At 59.6% G+C, this 16,539-nt stretch carries 15 protein-coding genes; 8 read left to right on the top strand and 7 right to left on the bottom strand.

The window, feature by feature from the left end; genetic code table 11:
- The first annotated feature begins 14 nt into the window (after positions 1–14).
- Positions 15–662 carry a YqaA family protein gene (locus RBB76_RS08035; RefSeq protein WP_429627939.1) on the top strand — a complete coding sequence of 216 codons (648 nt, stop codon included), beginning with the start codon at positions 15–17 and terminating at the stop codon, positions 660–662.
- Positions 663–677: 15 nt separating this feature from the next.
- Here RBB76_RS08035 and RBB76_RS08030 read toward each other — a convergent pair whose 3' ends face one another.
- Positions 678–1,751 carry a metal-dependent hydrolase gene (locus RBB76_RS08030; RefSeq protein ID WP_429627940.1) on the bottom strand — a complete coding sequence of 358 codons (1,074 nt, stop codon included), beginning with the start codon at positions 1,749–1,751 and terminating at the stop codon, positions 678–680.
- An 84-nt stretch (positions 1,752–1,835) separates the two neighbouring features.
- Here RBB76_RS08030 and gatB point away from each other — a divergent pair, with 84 nt between their 5' ends.
- The 4 genes from gatB (at position 1,836) to RBB76_RS08010 (ending at position 5,847) form a co-directional block, all read left to right on the top strand.
- Positions 1,836–3,338 carry an Asp-tRNA(Asn)/Glu-tRNA(Gln) amidotransferase subunit GatB gene (gene gatB, locus RBB76_RS08025; protein WP_429627941.1) on the top strand — a complete coding sequence of 501 codons (1,503 nt, stop codon included), beginning with the start codon at positions 1,836–1,838 and terminating at the stop codon, positions 3,336–3,338.
- Between the two features lie 172 nt (positions 3,339–3,510).
- The gene (locus RBB76_RS08020; RefSeq protein WP_429627942.1) at positions 3,511–4,992 is read left to right on the top strand and encodes a hypothetical protein; all 1,482 of its coding nucleotides are present in this window, start codon (positions 3,511–3,513) and stop codon (positions 4,990–4,992) included.
- 89 nt (positions 4,993–5,081) lie between these two features.
- Positions 5,082–5,390, top strand: a complete 309-nt coding sequence (locus RBB76_RS08015) for a DUF6496 domain-containing protein (RefSeq protein WP_429627943.1) — start codon at positions 5,082–5,084, stop codon at positions 5,388–5,390.
- 1 nt (position 5,391) lies between these two features.
- Positions 5,392–5,847 (top strand): nucleoside deaminase, encoded by a 456-nt coding sequence (locus RBB76_RS08010; RefSeq protein ID WP_429627944.1) that lies wholly within the window; start codon positions 5,392–5,394, stop codon positions 5,845–5,847.
- A gap of 9 nt (positions 5,848–5,856) precedes the next feature.
- Here RBB76_RS08010 and RBB76_RS08005 read toward each other — a convergent pair whose 3' ends face one another.
- The 4 genes from RBB76_RS08005 to RBB76_RS07990 all read right to left on the bottom strand — a co-directional run bounded on the left by RBB76_RS08005 (position 5,857) and on the right by RBB76_RS07990 (position 10,650).
- A complete protein-coding gene (locus tag RBB76_RS08005; protein ID WP_429627945.1) occupies positions 5,857–7,248 on the bottom strand; it encodes an APC family permease in 1,392 nt (463 codons plus the stop codon).
- A 186-nt stretch (positions 7,249–7,434) separates the two neighbouring features.
- On the bottom strand, positions 7,435–7,824 hold the full coding sequence (locus RBB76_RS08000; RefSeq protein ID WP_429627946.1) for an FmdB family zinc ribbon protein: 390 nt from the start codon (positions 7,822–7,824) through the stop codon (positions 7,435–7,437).
- Between the two features lie 84 nt (positions 7,825–7,908).
- Complete coding sequence (gene serA / locus RBB76_RS07995; RefSeq protein ID WP_429627947.1) at positions 7,909–9,531, bottom strand: phosphoglycerate dehydrogenase; 1,623 nt, start codon at positions 9,529–9,531, stop codon at positions 7,909–7,911.
- Positions 9,532–9,876: 345 nt separating this feature from the next.
- Positions 9,877–10,650, bottom strand: a complete 774-nt coding sequence (locus RBB76_RS07990) for a glutaminyl-peptide cyclotransferase (protein ID WP_429627948.1) — start codon at positions 10,648–10,650, stop codon at positions 9,877–9,879.
- A 298-nt stretch (positions 10,651–10,948) separates the two neighbouring features.
- Between RBB76_RS07990 and RBB76_RS07985 the strand changes: the two genes are divergently transcribed.
- Entirely contained in the window at positions 10,949–12,097 is a 1,149-nt protein-coding gene (locus RBB76_RS07985; protein WP_429627949.1) for a ScyD/ScyE family protein, read from the top strand.
- A 62-nt stretch (positions 12,098–12,159) separates the two neighbouring features.
- Here the strand turns inward: RBB76_RS07985 and RBB76_RS07980 are convergent, their stop codons facing one another.
- Positions 12,160–13,359 carry a pyridoxal-phosphate-dependent aminotransferase family protein gene (locus RBB76_RS07980; RefSeq protein ID WP_429627950.1) on the bottom strand — a complete coding sequence of 400 codons (1,200 nt, stop codon included), beginning with the start codon at positions 13,357–13,359 and terminating at the stop codon, positions 12,160–12,162.
- Between the two features lie 126 nt (positions 13,360–13,485).
- Here RBB76_RS07980 and RBB76_RS07975 point away from each other — a divergent pair, with 126 nt between their 5' ends.
- Complete coding sequence (locus RBB76_RS07975) at positions 13,486–13,965, top strand: GatB/YqeY domain-containing protein (protein WP_429627951.1); 480 nt, start codon at positions 13,486–13,488, stop codon at positions 13,963–13,965.
- A 76-nt stretch (positions 13,966–14,041) separates the two neighbouring features.
- Positions 14,042–14,506 carry a hypothetical protein gene (locus tag RBB76_RS07970; RefSeq protein WP_429627952.1) on the top strand — a complete coding sequence of 155 codons (465 nt, stop codon included), beginning with the start codon at positions 14,042–14,044 and terminating at the stop codon, positions 14,504–14,506.
- 6 nt (positions 14,507–14,512) lie between these two features.
- Here the strand turns inward: RBB76_RS07970 and RBB76_RS07965 are convergent, their stop codons facing one another.
- Positions 14,513–16,363 (bottom strand): TonB-dependent receptor plug domain-containing protein, encoded by a 1,851-nt coding sequence (locus tag RBB76_RS07965; protein ID WP_429627953.1) that lies wholly within the window; start codon positions 16,361–16,363, stop codon positions 14,513–14,515.
- Positions 16,364–16,539 lie beyond the last annotated feature (176 nt).

Raw genomic sequence — 16,539 nt, 5'->3', positions numbered from 1 at the left:
ATGAGAAGGACCCCGTGAAGATCTCTCCCGTTGCACTGCTCCATAAATTGAATGTCGTGATGCTTGCGGCACTGAAGCCGCTTGGCGTGTGGGGTATTGGCGCGCTGGCGGTGATCGATTCTGCAGCGATTCCGGTGCCGATTGATGCACTGCTGATCGACTACGTGGTTCACGATAAGTCACGTTTTCTGCTTTATTGTTTTATGGCTGCGCTGGGTTCGGCGGTGGGTAGTTTGTTGCCCTATTATCTCGGGCGTGCGGGCGGAGAGCTGTTTCTGCTGAAGAGGATCAACCGACAACGGTATGAGCAGATGCGCGACCGGTTCGCAAAGCAGGAGTTTCTCGCAATTATGATTCCGGCGATGATGCCACCGCCGACTCCGGTGAAGCTGTTTGAGTTTGCGGCGGGCGTCTTCGAGATGAAGGTGTTCTGGTTCTTTTCCGCGATCTGCGTCGGGAAGTTCATACGATTTTTGATCTGGGCCTTGATCACGATTACCTATGGGCCAGCGATTCTGCATACGATTACGCATATGATCCACCAGCACCTCAGTTATGTGCTTGGGTTCAGTGGAGTCCTGATCGTGCTGTTGCTGGTATTCGTGTTGCGGAAGGTCTTCGACAAACGAAGGGGTACGAGTCTTCCTGTCGAAGAGAGCTAGGGCGACTTTCGCCAGTTAGTGCTGAATGCGGTTGCCCAACTCCATGCGAACGATGCGGCGGTCTGCGTTGAGAAATACGGCGCCCGAAAGAGGGGGATCTTGGCGGCCAGACAAAAATGGCGTGCCGTAGAAGAAGCGCAGATCGCGAAAGGTGACGGTGGTCAGGCCTTCTTCGTTGGTGCCGATGTCGGTGACGATGGGATATTGTGACCAGTCGAGATAGGCCTCGCCAAGCCAGCTTCGTTTGGCTACGAGGGTGGCGAGAGTGGTGGGAGGTTTATAGAAGACGTCGGCCTGGGTGCTGGTGGCGGCCAGGTTGTTGAGAGTGTCGACTGAAGCGAGCTGGTAGAACTGTGGGGTTTCGGCGATGGTCTCCCAGTGAAATGGATTGAGGGGGAAGGGGCTGGCGAAGACGCGGGAGACAGGGGCGGCGTTGTAGTCGGTGGTTCGGGCGAGTTCGAGGGCCTTGGCGTGTTCGATAAAGCGAAGTGCCCACAGGGCGACGATGGCGAGCAGAGCGAAGATGGCCCAACCGCGACCTCGGAAGGCTGGTCTGCGAGCGCCTATTTCGCTGTTGATGAGTCCGAAGAGGGATGGGGCGATGAGGGCGGTAAGTAGAAGAATAAAGATGACGGGTTCGAATATGAATACGATGGAGCCGGCGTACCAGTGGGGGTCGAAGGGGAAGAAGGGGCGGATGCCGTAGGTGTTGGTCCAGTCGAGCAAGAGATGGCTGAGCAGGGCGATGAGAGAGAAGCAATAGAGGAGACCCCATCGGACGGGCGCGGCCTGTTTGCGTTGATGGAGGGTTTGCTGGTCGGTTTGGGAGCCTTTTCCGCGCAGGCGCCAGCGATGGTAGAGCCATATGAAACCTACGATTACGGCTGCTTCGAATGGTAGGCCGATGAAGGTGTGGGTCCAGCCGCGATGATGTTGGAAGTTTGCGATGGGGCCGCGAATCAACCACAGAGTATCGAGGTCGGGAGCTTCGGCGGCCAGGGTCATCGCGAGGGTGGCGTAGGCGGCCTTGCGGTTGAAGCCGGAGCGGGCGAGGACGGCACCGGTCATGAAGTGGGTGATGGGTTCCATGTCTGCTGTGATGTTAGCTTGTCGGTGGCCTGACAAGGCGTCAACTGCGAGAGTTGCACGCGCTTGTTAGAATCAAAGGTGAAAATGCCTACTTTGACGCAGATTACGCCTGAGATTCTTGCCAAGTACCAGCCTGTGATTGGGCTGGAGGTTCATGTTCAGCTTTTGACGGCTTCGAAGGCTTTCTGCGGCTGCGTGAATAAGTATGGGGGCGAGCCGAATACGCATATCTGTCCGACGTGTTTGGGGTTGCCGGGAGCGCTGCCGGTTTTGAATCGCAGGGCGGTGGAGTTTGCTGTGCTGGCGGCGAAGGCGATCAACTGCGAGATTCGCGAGACAAGTATTTTTTCGCGGAAGAACTATTTTTATCCGGACTCGCCGAAGGGCTACCAGATATCGCAATTCGATAAGCCGATTGCGGAGCATGGATGGATTGAAGTGCCCGCGCTCGACGCTGCAGGGGCCGCGGTGACGAAGCGGATTGGCGTGACTCGACTGCACATGGAAGAGGATGCGGGGAAGAGTATTCATGATGGGTTCGCGGATTCGGTGTCGAAGACTTATATCGACCTGAATCGGTGCGGTACTCCCCTGGTGGAGATTGTGAGTGAGCCTGATCTGCGCACGGCGGATGAGGTGTTCGAGTACCTGACAAAGCTGAAGGAAATTCTGCTTTATACCGGCGTGAGTGATTGCAATATGGAAGAGGGCTCGTTGCGCTGCGACGCGAATGTCAGCGTGATGTTGAAGGGTGCGAAGGAGTTTGGGACGAAGGCTGAGGTGAAGAACGTCAACAGCTTTCGTTACATTCGTGCGGCGGTGGAGTACGAGATCGAACGTCAGATTGGCGTGCTCGAGGATGGTGGGCGGGTGGTGCAGGAGTCGCGGCTCTGGAATAACGCAGAGGGGCGGACCTACTCGATGCGGAGTAAGGAGCAGGCGCATGATTACCGGTACTTTCCGGAACCGGATTTGCCGCCGCTGGTCGTTGGGGCGGAGTGGCAGGCGGAGATTTTGAAGATGCTGCCGGAGCTGCCTGAGGCTCGGCGGGCGCGGATGATTGCGGAGTATGAGATTTCGGCTCAGGATGCGGCTACGCTGACGGCGACGCGGGAGTTTGCGGATCGGTTTGAGACGGCAGCGAAGAAGGCGAAGAGCCCTCGTCGTGTGGCTGCGCTGCTGACGAGTGAGTTAACGATGCGTTTGCGGGCAGCGGGGCTTGAGCTGGAGCAGTCGCCGGTGTCGATGGAAGGCGTTGTGATGGCGGCAGACCTGGCGGAGTCGGGTGAGCTGTCTAGCAAGATGCTGAAGCAGCTGCTGGATTCGGCGTTTGAGAAGAATGAGGACTTTCCTGTTGTGTATGAGCGGGAGAAACCGCAGCAGATCTCGGATACGGGCGCGATTGAGGCGATGATCGATGAGGTGATCGCGGGGAACGCGAAGCAGGTGGAGCAGTATCGCGGAGGCAAGAAGACCGTGGCTGCGTTCTTTGTTGGGCAGGTGATGAAGCTCTCGAAGGGACAGGCGAATCCGGCGTTACTGAATGAATTGGTGACGAAGAAGCTGGATGCGCTGGGCTCGCTGTAGGGTGAGAGGTTTGCTCTTAGGTCTCAACGCATGCAAGTCGCGATTCCTTACTGTCGGTAAAAGCTAGTATTTTTGAGTTGAAATAAGTCCGTGCGCGTGGCGCGGCGTAGCGTTTAATGGGCGGATGCGTTTACGTCTCTCGTATTCCAGGAATGTTTGTCGTGGAGTGTTTGTGAGCGTTTTTCTGGCTCTGATCGGGTGCAGGAGCGAGGCGCCGTATGTTGTGCCGGAGGAGCCGATGCCGGCGAACACGGTGCTCCTTTCGCAGATGATGCGGGAGCTCTCGGCCACGCCTGGCTTTACCGACGCCATGCTGGCCCGGCTCAATGAGGGAGGTAAGAAGGGTCCGGCGTTGATGACTCCCGCGCTGATGAAAAAGCTTCGAGAGCTGATTCTGGGCAAGGATTGGCAGGCGCTGGATCGGTTTCCGGGGTGGACGATGCAGGAAGTTAATCCGACGGTGGGGGTGATCACGCGCGTGGTCAAGCATCCGGACACGCCGCCGGGAACACCTTCAGGTGCGCCGACGGAGACTTGGACAACTGGTGCCGACAAAGGTTTGATTACGGAGTATCTGGACCTGGGAAGCTACTCGCCTGAAAAGGCGGAGACGGTGAGTCTGAATGAGCCGTCGACGCTGCCTGGGCTTTCGAACGCGACGCTGGTGACTGAGATGGGCGCGGGTGTGGTGAAGGGGGATGTAGTGAATCCGAAGCTTGCCCCGATGCATGCGGATAGCCAACGGCTGGCGGATGTGTTGAATCGCCTGGGGCTGAATGCGTTGGATGGCGCTGCGACGGTGACTGCTGAGGTCGGCGGTGAGACGGCGACAACTCCAGAGGCGTTGATGCAGGCTTTGGTGCGGTCGGGTCATACGGTGAGGGTGTTTGATTCCCGGTATTTCGCGAACTTCGGCCACTTTCATTTCAAAGGCCAGGATGTAATGATGCCTTTCTTTGTGAACTCACAGATTGGGATTCCCGGGACAAAGCGATCGCTGCTGGTGCCGGTGAGCCATGCGGAGTATGAGTGGGAGATTCGCGGGCCGAAGGTGAATGCGGATGTGAGCTGGTACTTCGGCATCGACGGCAAGGCGGAGTTTCGCACGATGGATACGCTGGACCAGGCGTGGGTGTTAGGCCGTCATGCGCATGAATATCGCGATGCGGATGCGATCGAGGTGACGCGGCTGGTTGGGAAATTCTTGATCATGTATATGCATCAGCACTTGTCGCGGCCCGATCTTCCGTTTGGTGGGTACTATCCGCTTGGTGTGTGTCAGGATGGTGTGGCTGCGATTGAGAAGAAGATGACGGGACATGACACATTGTTTCCAAACACCGCGGATGCAGCGCTGTTTGATGATCCGCGCGACGCGGAGGCGAACGCGATGATGCTTGCGATACCGAAGGATAGGAGTGGAGCGCCGCCTTCTCCAGAAAGGATCTTTGGTTCGTTGCCGGTTACAGACTTCCATTTGATTACGATTCCTGGGTTGGCTTCGGATTTGGAAGCGGTGCATGCGGCGTGGCAGGATGGATCGCTGGAACGAACGCGTTCGTGGATACGCAAGATGACGCTGCGGCTCGTAGGTGTAACGGCATTGGTGGTGCTCGCTGGAATTGTGGTGTGGCGGCGACGGCGTAGGCAATGACTTTGCGGTGTTGTGTTCCGAATTCGATGTAACCTCTTGATGCAACGTTGAAGCGGTGTGGTGGCCTCTTACAATGAGGAGGCAAAACCATGGCAACTAAAAAGGCAGCGGCAAAGAAGGCATCGATTCAGAAGACGGTCAAAAAGAAGTCTGCAACAAAGAAGGCACCAGCGAAAAAGGCGGCATCGAAGAAAGCGGCGAAGAAGAGCTCGACGCGGAAATACAGTCCTTCGGCGAGCAAAAACGTCGAGACTGAGATGAGAGAGATGAAGAAGGGCACGTTGAAGAGTGGTCGCAGTGGCAAGAAGGTGACCAGTCGAAAACAGGCGATTGCAATTGGTTTGTCAGAGGCGCGGAGGGCTGGCAAGAAGGTCCCTCCGCCACCAGAGAAAGGGTAAGATGACGGAGGTTGCAAGGTATCGCGCGATGCTTGAAGTCGCGTTGCAAGAGGCTCGCACCGGTCGGAGTGAAGGTGGTGTTCCGATCGGTGCGGCGTTGTTTGATGGGGATGGGAAGCTGCTGGCTTCGGGACGAAATCGGAGAGTGCAGCAAGACGATCCGTCGGTGCATGGAGAAACGGATGCATTTCGTAGGGCGGGAAGGCAGCGGTCTTACAAGGACAAGATCATGGTGACGACGCTTGCGCCTTGCTGGTACTGCAGCGGATTGATTCGTCAATTTGGGATTCGTACTTTGGTGGTGGGGGAGAGCAGAAACTTCGCCGGCGGAGTGGAATGGCTTAAAGACCTTGGAGTGAAGGTGATCGATCTGGATTCGCAGGAGTGTTCGGATCTACTCACGGGTTTTATCGCGGAGAAGCCGGAGATCTGGAATGAAGATATCGGCGAGGAATGATTTGCTCGGTTAGCTGGTTAAGAGTTGAGGGGTGCGGTTGCGGGTGATGAGATACCATGCGATTCCGCAGAGAAGATAGATGAGGTAGAAGTAGGGAAGCCAGTTGAGGGGTGGGGCGGGGACTGGGTAGAGCGTTCCGGCGAGTGCAAGCAGGGTGGCGACTGTGGCGGCGATGGAGAGTGCAATGGTACCAGGGGTAAGGGTGCGGTTGCGCTTGAGGTATATCGGGAGTGCGATTGCGGCGAGGCCGTAGGTGGTCATGAAGCCGTAGACCGAGAGCGAACCCATCCAGCCGTAGATGTCGATGCCGGAGATGCCGTGTGCGGCGAGTGCGCAGACCGGGAACGCAGTGAAGAGGCCAGTGAGCAAGACGGCGGAACTGGGTGTGGCGTTCTTCTGGTGAGCGGTGCTGAGATGGTGGTGCGCGAGGCCGTTGTGGGCCATGCGCATCAGCACGCGGGCCGCCGCTGTGATGCAGGCGAGAGTGCAGGCGAACATGCTGACGAGCGCGCCGAAGTCAATGAGTGGTCCGAGCGGCCGCACGCCTACGAGGGTTGCGAGGACGCTGAGTGGTGCGGTAGAGGTGCCGAGGTCCTGGTGGGCTGCAGCCATGCCGAAGGTCTCGACGTATGCGCAGAGGATGAAGAAGAGGCCGCAGAAGATGGCGGATTGGATGACAGCGCGTGGGATGGTGCGGAGGGGGTTGACGGCTTCGTGGCCAAGTGTTGTGGCGCTCTCGAAGCCGACGAAGCTGAAGAGGGCCAGGACGACGCCGAGGCGGACTGCGGAGGGAGAGACTCCGGTGAGGTGGAGTTGCGGGCGGTCGATGTGGAGTCCGTTGTGCCAGAGAAGGAGGATGACGACGATGGCGATGGAGAGGACGGAGAGCGCTTCGATCCAGAGCATGAGGCGTGCAGAGACCTGGACGTCGCGATAGGCGATGGCGGTGGCGGCGGCGACGCAGATCAGGCCGAGGATGGTGGTGGGAGCGGTGCGGCCGAAGAGGACGGTGAGGAAGACGTTGGCGTAGTTGATGAAGCCTCCGGCGACGGCTGCTCCTGTGGCGACGTAGGCGAGAAGGAGAGCCCAACCGGCGATGCTGCTGACGACTGGAGGGAGGCTTGAGGTCGCGTAGGTGTAGAGCGCTCCTGAGCAGGAGGTGTAGCGGGCGAAGCGGCTGATGCAGAGGGCGATGAGAAGAACTGCGACTGTCGCAAGCAGGTAAGCGAGCCAGGTTCCGTTGCCGGCCAGGGCGAAGACGAGTGGGATCGTCATCGTTGGAGTGGTTGTTGGAGCGATTGTGGAGATGGATTGAGCGAGGGTCTCGGTCGGCGAGAGGATGTTGACGCGCAGGCCTGATGGAGCTTTCGACTCGGGGATGGTTGCGACGGTTTGCTCCATTGCTTGGCCCTTCTTGCGAGATGGGAGAGGCGACGGCGATGCTGCGTCTGCGGCAGAGCTGCTTGCTCGATGGAGCGATGACTGGATGACTGGATTTAAAGCGAGGATAGCGGAAAGATGGCCGGAGCGCGAAGCATTATCTTCTTGCTCTTATCTTCCGGCCTTCGAGGTTGCGGCGGTTTGCGACTACTTCTTGTCTGACGACGAGGAGGCTGCTGCAGGCGATGCTGTTGGTGTAGACGTAGCGGTCGCCGGGGCGCTGCTGCCTGAAGAGCTGGAGTCGGTGCTCGACTTTGAGTCACCGGACTTTGAGTCGCCGGACTTCGAATCACCAGATTTGGAGCCGCTGGTACTTGATCCTGATCCGTTGCTGTCGCCACTGGCGGACTTTGGTTTGGCGTTGCCGTAGCCGTCGGCGTACCAGCCGCCGCCTTTGAAGCTGACGGCAGGGGCGGAGAGGACGCGCTCGAGGTGGCCGCCGCAGTGGGGGCAGACGGTGATCTCGGGGTCGGAGAACTTCTGGATCTTTTCAGTGTGCTTGTGGCAGGTGGTGCATTCGTATTCGTAGAGCGGCATGGCTTTTCTTTCTCTATCTCTTACTTATTGGGATGCAGGACGAGGCTTGAAGGTGCGTTTTCAGGCCTCATCCGTTTTGGAGCGTTAGAGTTTGCCCAGTTCGATGAGTCGGACGCTGGCGATGGCTTCTACTTTGCGCAGGGCTTCCACGGCTGCGGTGGCGGAGGCGGCTTTGGGAACGTCGATCTGGACGACGGCGAGGGCCTGGCCGTGGGGTACGCGGTGGCTTTGGGTAGAGTGGGCGCGGCCGAGAGCGAAGTTGGCGATGTTGACTGATTGCTCGCCGAGGATGGTGCCGATGCGGCCGACGACGCCGGGGACGTCGTGGTTGCGGATGGCGACGAGGGTGCCGTGAAGCGGGGCCTCGATGTCGATGCCGTCGTAGCTGAGCAGGCGGGGCGAGTTTCCGTGGAGGACGGTGGCGGAGGCGCTGGCGTCGCCATCGGAGGAGTGGAGCACGATCTTGAGGACCGAACCTGCGCCGCCGGGGGTGAACTCTTTTTTATCTTCCTGGATGCGGATACCGCGCTCGGCGGCGATGGCTGCGGCGTTGATGCGGTTGGCGGTGCTGCCACCATCTGCACTGCTGAAGATGCCGGCGATGGCGGCGTTGCGGATGAGGTCGGTTTTGCCGGCAGCGATACGGCCGGTGTAGGAGATCTGTATGTTTTCCAGGTTGCCGGGAGTGGCGTGGGCGAGGAATTGACCGAGGCGGTCGGCCATCTCGATGTAAGGAGCGATCTCTTTGTACTCTTCGTGCGAGAGCGAGGGGAGGTTGACGGCGTTCTGGACTACCCCGAGTTTCAGGTAGTCGCGGACCTGCATGGCGAGCTGGATGCCGATGGCTTCCTGCGCTTCGTCGGTTGCTCCTGCGATGTGGGGGGAGAGGATGACGTTGTCGAGGTTGTAGAAGGGCGACTCTTTGAGCGGCTCCTGGTGGAAGACGTCGAGGGCGGCGCCGCCGACGTGGCCGGATTTGATGGCGTCGGCGAGGGCCTGCTCGACGATGAGTTCGCCGCGGGCGCAGTTGATGATGCGGATGCCCTTCTTCATGATCTTGATGGAGGTGGCGTTGATGAGGCCTTCGGTCTGGGTGGTGAGGCCGACGTGGAGGGTGAGGTAGTCGGAGGCCTTGAAGATGTCGTCGATGGGGACGAGGGTGACGTTGTTTTCGCGCGCGATGACGGGAGCGACGAAGGGATCGTAGCCGATGATGTTCATGCCGAAGCTGGCGGCGCGGCGAGCGACTTCGAGGCCGATGCGTCCGAGGCCGACGATGCCGAGGGTTTTGCCGCGGAGCTCCTGACCCTGCAGGGACTTTTTGTCCCACTTGCCGGCGTGCATGGTGGAGTTGGCGCGGGGGATGGCGCGGGCGAGGGAGATCATGAGGCCGAGGGTGAGCTCGGCGACGGCGACGGCGTTGGCGCCGGGGGTGTTCATGACGACGATGCCGCGGTGGGTGGCGGCGTCGGTGTCGATGTTGTCGACGCCTACGCCGGCGCGACCGATGACGCGGAGTTTGGGGGCGGACTCGAGGAGCTTGGCGTCGGCCTGGACGGCGGAGCGGACGACGAGGGCGTCGGCGTCGGCTAGCTCGGCGGCTAGACCGTTTTTGATCTGGTCTGGGGTGACGATTTGCCAGCCGGGTTCTTGTTGGAAGACTGCGAGTGTGGCGGGAGAGACTTTTTCGGCGAGAACGATCTTCAAAATTGACCTCTGCGTTCGGTGTCTGTTCACTGTGACTGGTCGTTGGGAGGGGTACCCCCCTCCCCATTACCCGCGCACAAGTTGTTTGTTTTCATTTAGATGGCGAGGGTGTTAGGCGCTAAATTCGTCTATCTAAATGGGTTACGGCTAAATTCGTCCAATGAAACGAGTTACGGTGCTTCTCGTCGCTGCTGGAATGCAAAAAGGGCTAATTTTTCTATGCTGATTCTATTTTACGGGATGGAGTGGAACTCATGCGTCACGGGGATGTCGTTGTTTGATATGGCTTTAGAGGATTTGGGGGCTTGACAGAGGTTTTTCGTGGATTTTGTTGTGAAGTAGAAACTATTTTGATTTCGGGACGACTTTGATCTCGAAGACTGCGGGCCACTGTTTGCCGGTGACGAAGATGCGGTCTTTCTTTGCGTCGTATGCGATGCCGTTTAGGACCGATTCTTCGTTGACGCGCTGGTCGGCAGGGAGGAGACCTGTGAGGTCGATCCAGGCGATTACGTGTCCATCGATGGGCGAGATGCGTGCGATGCGATCGGAGTGCCAGACATTGGCGTAGATTTCGCCTTTGATGTACTCGAGTTCGTTGAGCTGGTCGATGGTTTTGGGGCCGTCTTCGACGACGATGTGATGGGTTTCTTCGAAGGTGTTGGGGTTGCGGAAGCGGAGGGTGGCGGTGCCATCGCTGGTGATGAGTTCGTTCGCTGTGCGGGTGATTCCCCAGCCTTCGCCGGTGTAGTGGAACTGGCTGAGGATTCGCAGGGAGAAGCGGTCGAGCACGAATCCGGTATGGGTCTGCCAGGTCCATTGCAGGAGGTTCGGACCCCAGTCGATGATGCCTTCGCCGAAGTACTGCGAGGGCAGATCGAAGCGCTGGACGGGCGTGCCGGTTTCGGGTTGGGTGACCACGATGCCGGAGTGGCCGTTGAGACCGACGCCCTCGTAGAAGAGACCGTTGAGGTAGAAGAAGCCTTCGGTGTAGCTGCAGGTGGAGTGGGGATACTTCGCGACGACCTGATAGGTATAGACGGGTGCGGCAAAGCAGGGAGCGGCCCAGACGGTGAGGGCCAGAAGGACGTAAGCGGCGAAGATCTTTCGGGATATCAAGTGGCTACCTGTTTTCTAACGTTAGCAGGCGGCTGAGGCGGTTTATTGCGGGGCGTGCGCAGAGCAGGTCTGCGGTCGTTGATGACAGGGAAACAAATATGGGTATAGGATTAGGCCGCTGAAAGGCGGACGTCTCAGAGTCAGGCCATTTCGACTGCCTGATTCTTACAGTGCAGATGCCAGGGCGTGGCATCACGCACCTTTCGCAGGCCCCAATCTTTTTATGACCTAAGGCGTACGACCCGAAAGCGGGCCTGCGCCTGCCTATTCGCGAGTTTCCAACCGAGGAGATATTGCAATGATGAGAGCTCGATTTGTTTCGTCGTTTTTGTGTGCCGCCGTGGTTGCGAGCGGTGCTTCGGGAGTTCGGATGCTGGCGCAGCTGCCGGCGAATGCAACGTTGTATGCCTCCGGGCTGGAGGGGCCGAGGGGATTAGCCTTTGGAAGCGATGGGAGCCTGTATGTTGCAGAGGCAGGGCTGGGCGGGACTACAGCAACTTTGCCAAGCACATGCATGCAGGTGCCGGCACCGATCGGACCTTACAAAGGCGGACTGAGTGCGCGGATCTCGAAGATCGATACAAAGGGGAACAGGACGACGGTCAGCAGCGGACTTCCATCGGCTGTGGACGCTCAAAAGGATGTGCTTGGGGTTGCGGACGTGGCGTTTCAGAACGGACAGCTGTATGCGCTGCTGGCGGGAGGAGGCTGCTCGCACGGAAACCCAGGCTTCCCGAATGCAGTGCTTCAGATAGATGTGACAGATGGTAGCTGGAAAGAGGTCGCAAACATGAGTCAGGCTCTCGTGGCGTTTCCTGCGAAGTATACGAGCAGCGATGACTATGAGCCGGATGGATCATGGTATGGGCTCATCAGCGCGAACAGCAGCCTGCTTGCAGTAGAGCCGAACCATGGGCAGATTTTTTCCGTGGCCAGCGGCAACAGGGTGAGCCAGGTGATCGATCTGTCAGCATCGCAGGGTCACATCGTGCCGACCTCGGTGGTGTTGAACCAGGGCGTGCTGTACGCTGGCAATCTGAACCTGTTCCCGATCGATCCGCAGTGGGCGAGGGTGATGACCATTGCAAAGGGGGTCCTGGTACCCGGCACGCTCCCGGGATTTACCGAGACGCCCGGTTCGGCATCCAGCTACAAGGTGGTGAGCTCGAAGGCTGGGTTTACGACGGTTGTTTCGCTGAAGATCGGGCCGGATGGACTGCTGTATGTGCTGGAGCTCTCGGATGCGGCGGGATATCCGACGCCGGGGGCAGGGAAGGTTGTGAGGGTGACACAGTCGGGAGACATCCAGGATGTAGTGACCGGGCTTGCGGTGCCGACCGGTATGACGTTCGGGCCGGATGGGGCGCTGTACGTGTCGAACCTTGGAGCCGCCCCACAGGGAACTCCTGGGCAGATTCTGAGAATTGTGGTGCCTGCGGTGCAGTAATTGGTTGAAGGAAGAGGCGAGTCTGGGTGAGACCCGGGCTCGCCTCTACGCTCTCGTGGCTGTTATCTCGCGTGTTTGGCGAAGAAGGTTTGGGCGGCGATGAGGCCTTTGCCGAAGGTGAAGTTGGGGGCGGGGAATTTGGTTTTGTGGATGACTTGCTCGAGGGCGCCGATGATGGCGATGGTGTCCATGTAGTCGAAGAAACCGATGTGGGCGATGCGGAAGAGCTGGCCCTTCATCTCGCCCTGGCCGTCGGTGACGATGGCGGCGAACTGCGATTTGAGGCCTTTGACGAGGGTGCCGGAGTCGGTGCCTTCGGGGGCTACGATGGCGGTGGCTGCGGCGGCTTCGTTGCCTTCGGGGGCGAAGAGTTTGAGGCCGAGTGCTGTGGCTGCGGCGCGGGTCATGGCGGCGCAAGTGATCGCGTTGTCGACCAGTTTGACGCGGCCTGCGGCTAGATCGCCTTCGGGTTTTTCCGGTGTTGCGGCTTGCGCGGCTATGTAGTTGAGCGCTGCGCCCAGAGCGGCGATGAGCGCGACGGAGGGAGTGTAGGCGGATTCGCCTTTGGCGGCGTTCTTGCGCTCCTTGCGGAGGTCGAAGTAGTAGCGCGGGTTGTAGGTGGCCTCCATGCGGTCCCAGGCGCGAGCGCTGACGGCGAGGTAGCTGAGGCCGGGGGGAATCATGACGGCTTTTTGTGAGCCGCCGATGAGGACGTCGATGCCCCAGGCGTCCATGTCGAGATGCGAGGTGCCGAGGCCGGTGATGCCGTCGACGATGAGGAGAGCTTCGGAGTTTTCGGATTTGAGGAGCTTGGCGATGGCTTCGATGTCGTGGCGTACGCCGGTGGAGGACTCGGTGGCCTGGACGAAGACGGCGCGGGTTTCGAGGTGGAGGTTGGCTTTGACTTCGTCGAGGGAGAAGGTGCTGCCGTAGGGGGCGCTGACGACGTCGACGTGGCAGCCGAAGGCTTTGGTGATGCCGGTCCAGCGCTCGCCGAACTTGCCGGCGGTGAGAACGAGGACGCGGTCGCCTGGGGAGGTGAGGTTGGAGACTGCGGCTTCCATGGCTCCGGAACCGCTGCTTGAGAGGATGATGACGTCGTTTTTGGTGCCGACGAACTCTTTGAGCTGGGAGAGGACGCGGGTGTACATCGCGCGGAACTCGGGAGTGCGGTGGTGAATATCGGCCGCAGCCATGGCGAACTGGGCGGCGGGGAGGAGAGGGGTCGGACCAGGGGTGAAGAGGCGCGTTTTGCGGATCATAGGATTTATTGTAGCGGGGTCCTGCCGGACGGGCCCACTACGCGTGGGGCGGTCACTTCGTGACTTGTGTATCTTGGGCCTCGCGTTGCTCGGCTTACTTATAATGGGGGATTGATTGGAGATGCGATGACGATTGGCGAGAAGATTCAGACGGATATTGTGGTGGCGATGAAGGCGAAGGATGAGCATAAGCTGACGACGCTTCGGATGGTGAAGTCGGCGCTGAGGAACAAAGAGATCGATAAGCGCGAGAAGCTGACGGACGCGGAGGAGCAACAGATTCTGACGACGCTGATCAAGCAGCGGAGGGAGTCGGTGGAGTCGTTTACCAAGGGTGGACGGACAGAGTTGGCGGAGAAGGAGCAGGCGGAGATCGGGATGATCGAGGGCTATTTGCCGCAGGCTGCCGGGGAGGCGGAGATTCGGCAGATTGTGCATGGTGCGATTGAGTATTTGCAGAAGGATGCCGGTGGGGTGAGGCCGGGGCCGAAGGATATGGGGACGATGATGACGGTGACCAAGCAGCGGATTATGGCGAGCGGGCTTTGGGCGGATGGGAAGCTGGTCAGCGATATTGTGAAGGCGGAGCTGGCGAAGCAGGGTTAGGTTTTGGTTGGGTAAGGAATATATGGCGCCGGTGAGCCGAGGCCCGAATCAATTGTTCGTAAGGAGTTCCGCTTCGATGACAACTGCTCCGGTAAAGCTTGCGAAGTCTGACGAAGCTTTGTCGCACGTGATGCCTGGCGAGATCGGGAAGGCTCAGGGTGTGATTGGGTGGTCAAGTCTGCTGTTTGCGGTGCTGCAGAGCGTTTGTAGTTTCTTTGTTGCGTTGGATGGGCTGCGTCTTTTGATTGGGGTGGGTGCGTTGGCCAGCGTTGTCGGTGCAGGCGAGCGGTGGGATCGATTGCATACGGATTGGATTCGCGTGCCGATGGTGGCGCTGGCGCTGGTGGGTGCGCTGTTGAACCTTACGGTGCTGATGCATGTTCGGCATTTGCGAAATCGCCCTTCTTCACAGTGGCGTCAAAAACCTTTGACGCCTCACAAAAAGAGAATGGAGCGGGTGCAGTTTGTGCTGTCAGTGATTACGCTCTCTTTGATTGCGGTGGAAGAGGTGTCGCATTGGCATACTTTTCATCGGCTTTGATGGGTTCTATCGGCGGGACCAGTTGAATTCGGTGCCGGCGATGATGGTGCGGCCTTGCAGGGGGACTTGCGGGATCTCCTGGTAGCCGGTGTTGCTGAGGTTGAGCAGGCGCAGGTAGGGGCGCAGGCGGCCGGTGTTGCGGGAGAGGGCTACGTCCCATAGTGGGTAGGCGGTGTGCTGGGTTCGCTGGACGATGTTGACCTGGGTGTGGGCGTTGATCTGACGACCGATGTTGCCGGGGAGCTGGCCGTTCCAGGCGAAGATGGCGTTTTGCGCGGCGTAGTTGTAGGCGTACTCGGAGATGAGGTTGGCGGGTGGCGAGGCGGCGTGGGCGGCGGTGTAGCTGAACTGGAGTTGCTGCGTGGTGGTGAGGCGGAGACGGAGGGTGGTTTCGGCTCCAGTGATGTTGAGGTTCTGGATGTTGACGGCCTGATAGGGTTCGGCGAAGGTGAGGGCTGGGGTGGCGAGGGCTAGTTTCGAGTAGTCGATGGTGTCTTTTTGCTGGAGGCGGAAGCCGGTGGCGGTGAGAGTTAGGCGGCCGTTTGAGGGTGTCCAGTCGAGGCCGGCTTCGTAGCTCCAGGAGGATTCGGGTTTGAGGTTGGGGTTGCCGATGGTGGTGGGGTCGGAGTAGTAGAGGTCGACGTAGGTGGGGAGGCGGAAGCCGTGGCCTGCGGAGGCTCGAAGGCGCGTGGTGTGGGTGAGGGTGTAGGCGGCCGCGATGCTGGGGGAGAAGACGTTGCCGTTGCTGGAGAGGACTTCGTCGCGGGCTCCGAGGGAGAGGGAGAAGCGGCCGAGGGCGCGGAGGCTGAGGTTAGCGTAGCCTGCGCCCTGGTTGCGGGCGTGTTGGCCGAGGGAGTTGGAGTGGATGGAGTCGCCGTCGGCTTCGAGGCCATAGGAGAGGGTGATGTTGGGTGAGAGGGTGTCGGCGCGGCGGAGGGCGGCTTCGTAGCTGGTGGTGATGTGGTTGTTTTCGTAGATCTGGGGCTGGTCGGCGAAGAGGACGAAGAGGTCGGTGTGGCGGCGGTAGCCGTAGCTGGCGGCGGTTTTTTGGCCTAGCTGCTGCTGGATACTGGCGAACCAGCCTTTGGTGCGCTCCCATGAGTCGTAGGGGCCGTAGAAGAGGTTGGCTCCGTAGGGCCGGTCGCTGGCGGCGAGGAGGATGTCGGTGGTGCCGGGTTTGAGGGTGAGCCAGGTTTCGGAGGCTAGGGCGTTGCTCGAGTAGTTACGGTCTGGGATGAAGCCGTCGGAGGTGTCGCGGCTGCCGGTGAGTTGGGTGGCGATGGGGCCCTGGGTGTAGGACGCGCGGAGGTGCTGCTCTATTGAGGAGTAACTGCCGCCGCCTGCGCTGCCGATGACTGTGAGGCCCGGGGGTGGGGCTTGGGTGAGGAGATTGACCGCGCCGCCGATGGCGTCGGAGCCGTAGAAGGTGGAGCCGGAGCCGTGGAGGATGTCGATGCGGGTGACGGCGTCGAGGGGGACGGGGATGTCGAGGTTGAGGTGGCCGGTTTCGGGGTCGTTGATGCGGAGGCCGTTGAGGAGGATGAGGGACTGCTCGAAGGTGGTGCCGCGGAGGGAGAGGTCGGCTTGTACTCCGTTGGCGGCGCGGGCCTGTAGGTTGAGGGAGGAGTCCTGGCGGAGGAGGTCGACGACGGAGTTGGAGACGAGGGGCTGGTCGCGGGGGGAGATGAGGTTGACGGAGCGGTCGCTCTCGGCGAGGGGGAGGGGCTCGAGGGTGGTGGTGACGGAGATGCTTTGGGCGATGGGGTCGGGTTTGTTTGGGGCTGGGGTCGAAGGCTGCTGCGCGACGGACAGGCCGCAGGCTAGTAGGGGGAGGCAGAGGTGGGGAGGGATCTTCATGCGGTTGAGGTCTACTTCCATCATCCGCTGGAAAGAGATCGGGGTGGGAGTAGTTCTGTTTTGCTATAAATAGTTGAGCTGCTTAACTAAAGCAGATTTTGCTGTTGATGTGAAGGAAGGCAACAGTAGATTTCCTTCGGGAATGACAACAAAAAAGCACGGCGGGCTCTACGGAG

This window comes from Tunturiibacter psychrotolerans (genome assembly GCF_051013365.1).
GTDB classification, from domain to species: Bacteria; Acidobacteriota; Terriglobia; order Terriglobales; family Acidobacteriaceae; genus Edaphobacter; species Edaphobacter psychrotolerans_A.
This window is presented reverse-complemented; position numbering and strand designations above follow the sequence as displayed.

Bases quoted from the DNA above. Each gene is read 5' to 3' on its own strand.
- RBB76_RS08030 (WP_429627940.1), bottom strand. From the start codon at position 1,751: ATGGAACCCATCACCCACTTCATGACCGGTGCCGTCCTCGCCCGCTCC.
- gatB (WP_429627941.1), top strand. From the start codon at position 1,836: ATGCCTACTTTGACGCAGATTACGCCTGAGATTCTTGCCAAGTACCAG.
- RBB76_RS08015 (WP_429627943.1), top strand. From the start codon at position 5,082: ATGGCAACTAAAAAGGCAGCGGCAAAGAAGGCATCGATTCAGAAGACG.
- RBB76_RS08010 (WP_429627944.1), top strand. From the start codon at position 5,392: ATGACGGAGGTTGCAAGGTATCGCGCGATGCTTGAAGTCGCGTTGCAA.
- RBB76_RS08005 (WP_429627945.1), bottom strand. From the start codon at position 7,248: ATGGAGCAAACCGTCGCAACCATCCCCGAGTCGAAAGCTCCATCAGGC.
- RBB76_RS08000 (WP_429627946.1), bottom strand. From the start codon at position 7,824: ATGCCGCTCTACGAATACGAATGCACCACCTGCCACAAGCACACTGAA.
- RBB76_RS07985 (WP_429627949.1), top strand. From the start codon at position 10,949: ATGATGAGAGCTCGATTTGTTTCGTCGTTTTTGTGTGCCGCCGTGGTT.
- RBB76_RS07980 (WP_429627950.1), bottom strand. From the start codon at position 13,359: ATGATCCGCAAAACGCGCCTCTTCACCCCTGGTCCGACCCCTCTCCTC.
- RBB76_RS07975 (WP_429627951.1), top strand. From the start codon at position 13,486: ATGACGATTGGCGAGAAGATTCAGACGGATATTGTGGTGGCGATGAAG.
- RBB76_RS07970 (WP_429627952.1), top strand. From the start codon at position 14,042: ATGACAACTGCTCCGGTAAAGCTTGCGAAGTCTGACGAAGCTTTGTCG.
- RBB76_RS07965 (WP_429627953.1), bottom strand. From the start codon at position 16,363: ATGAAGATCCCTCCCCACCTCTGCCTCCCCCTACTAGCCTGCGGCCTG.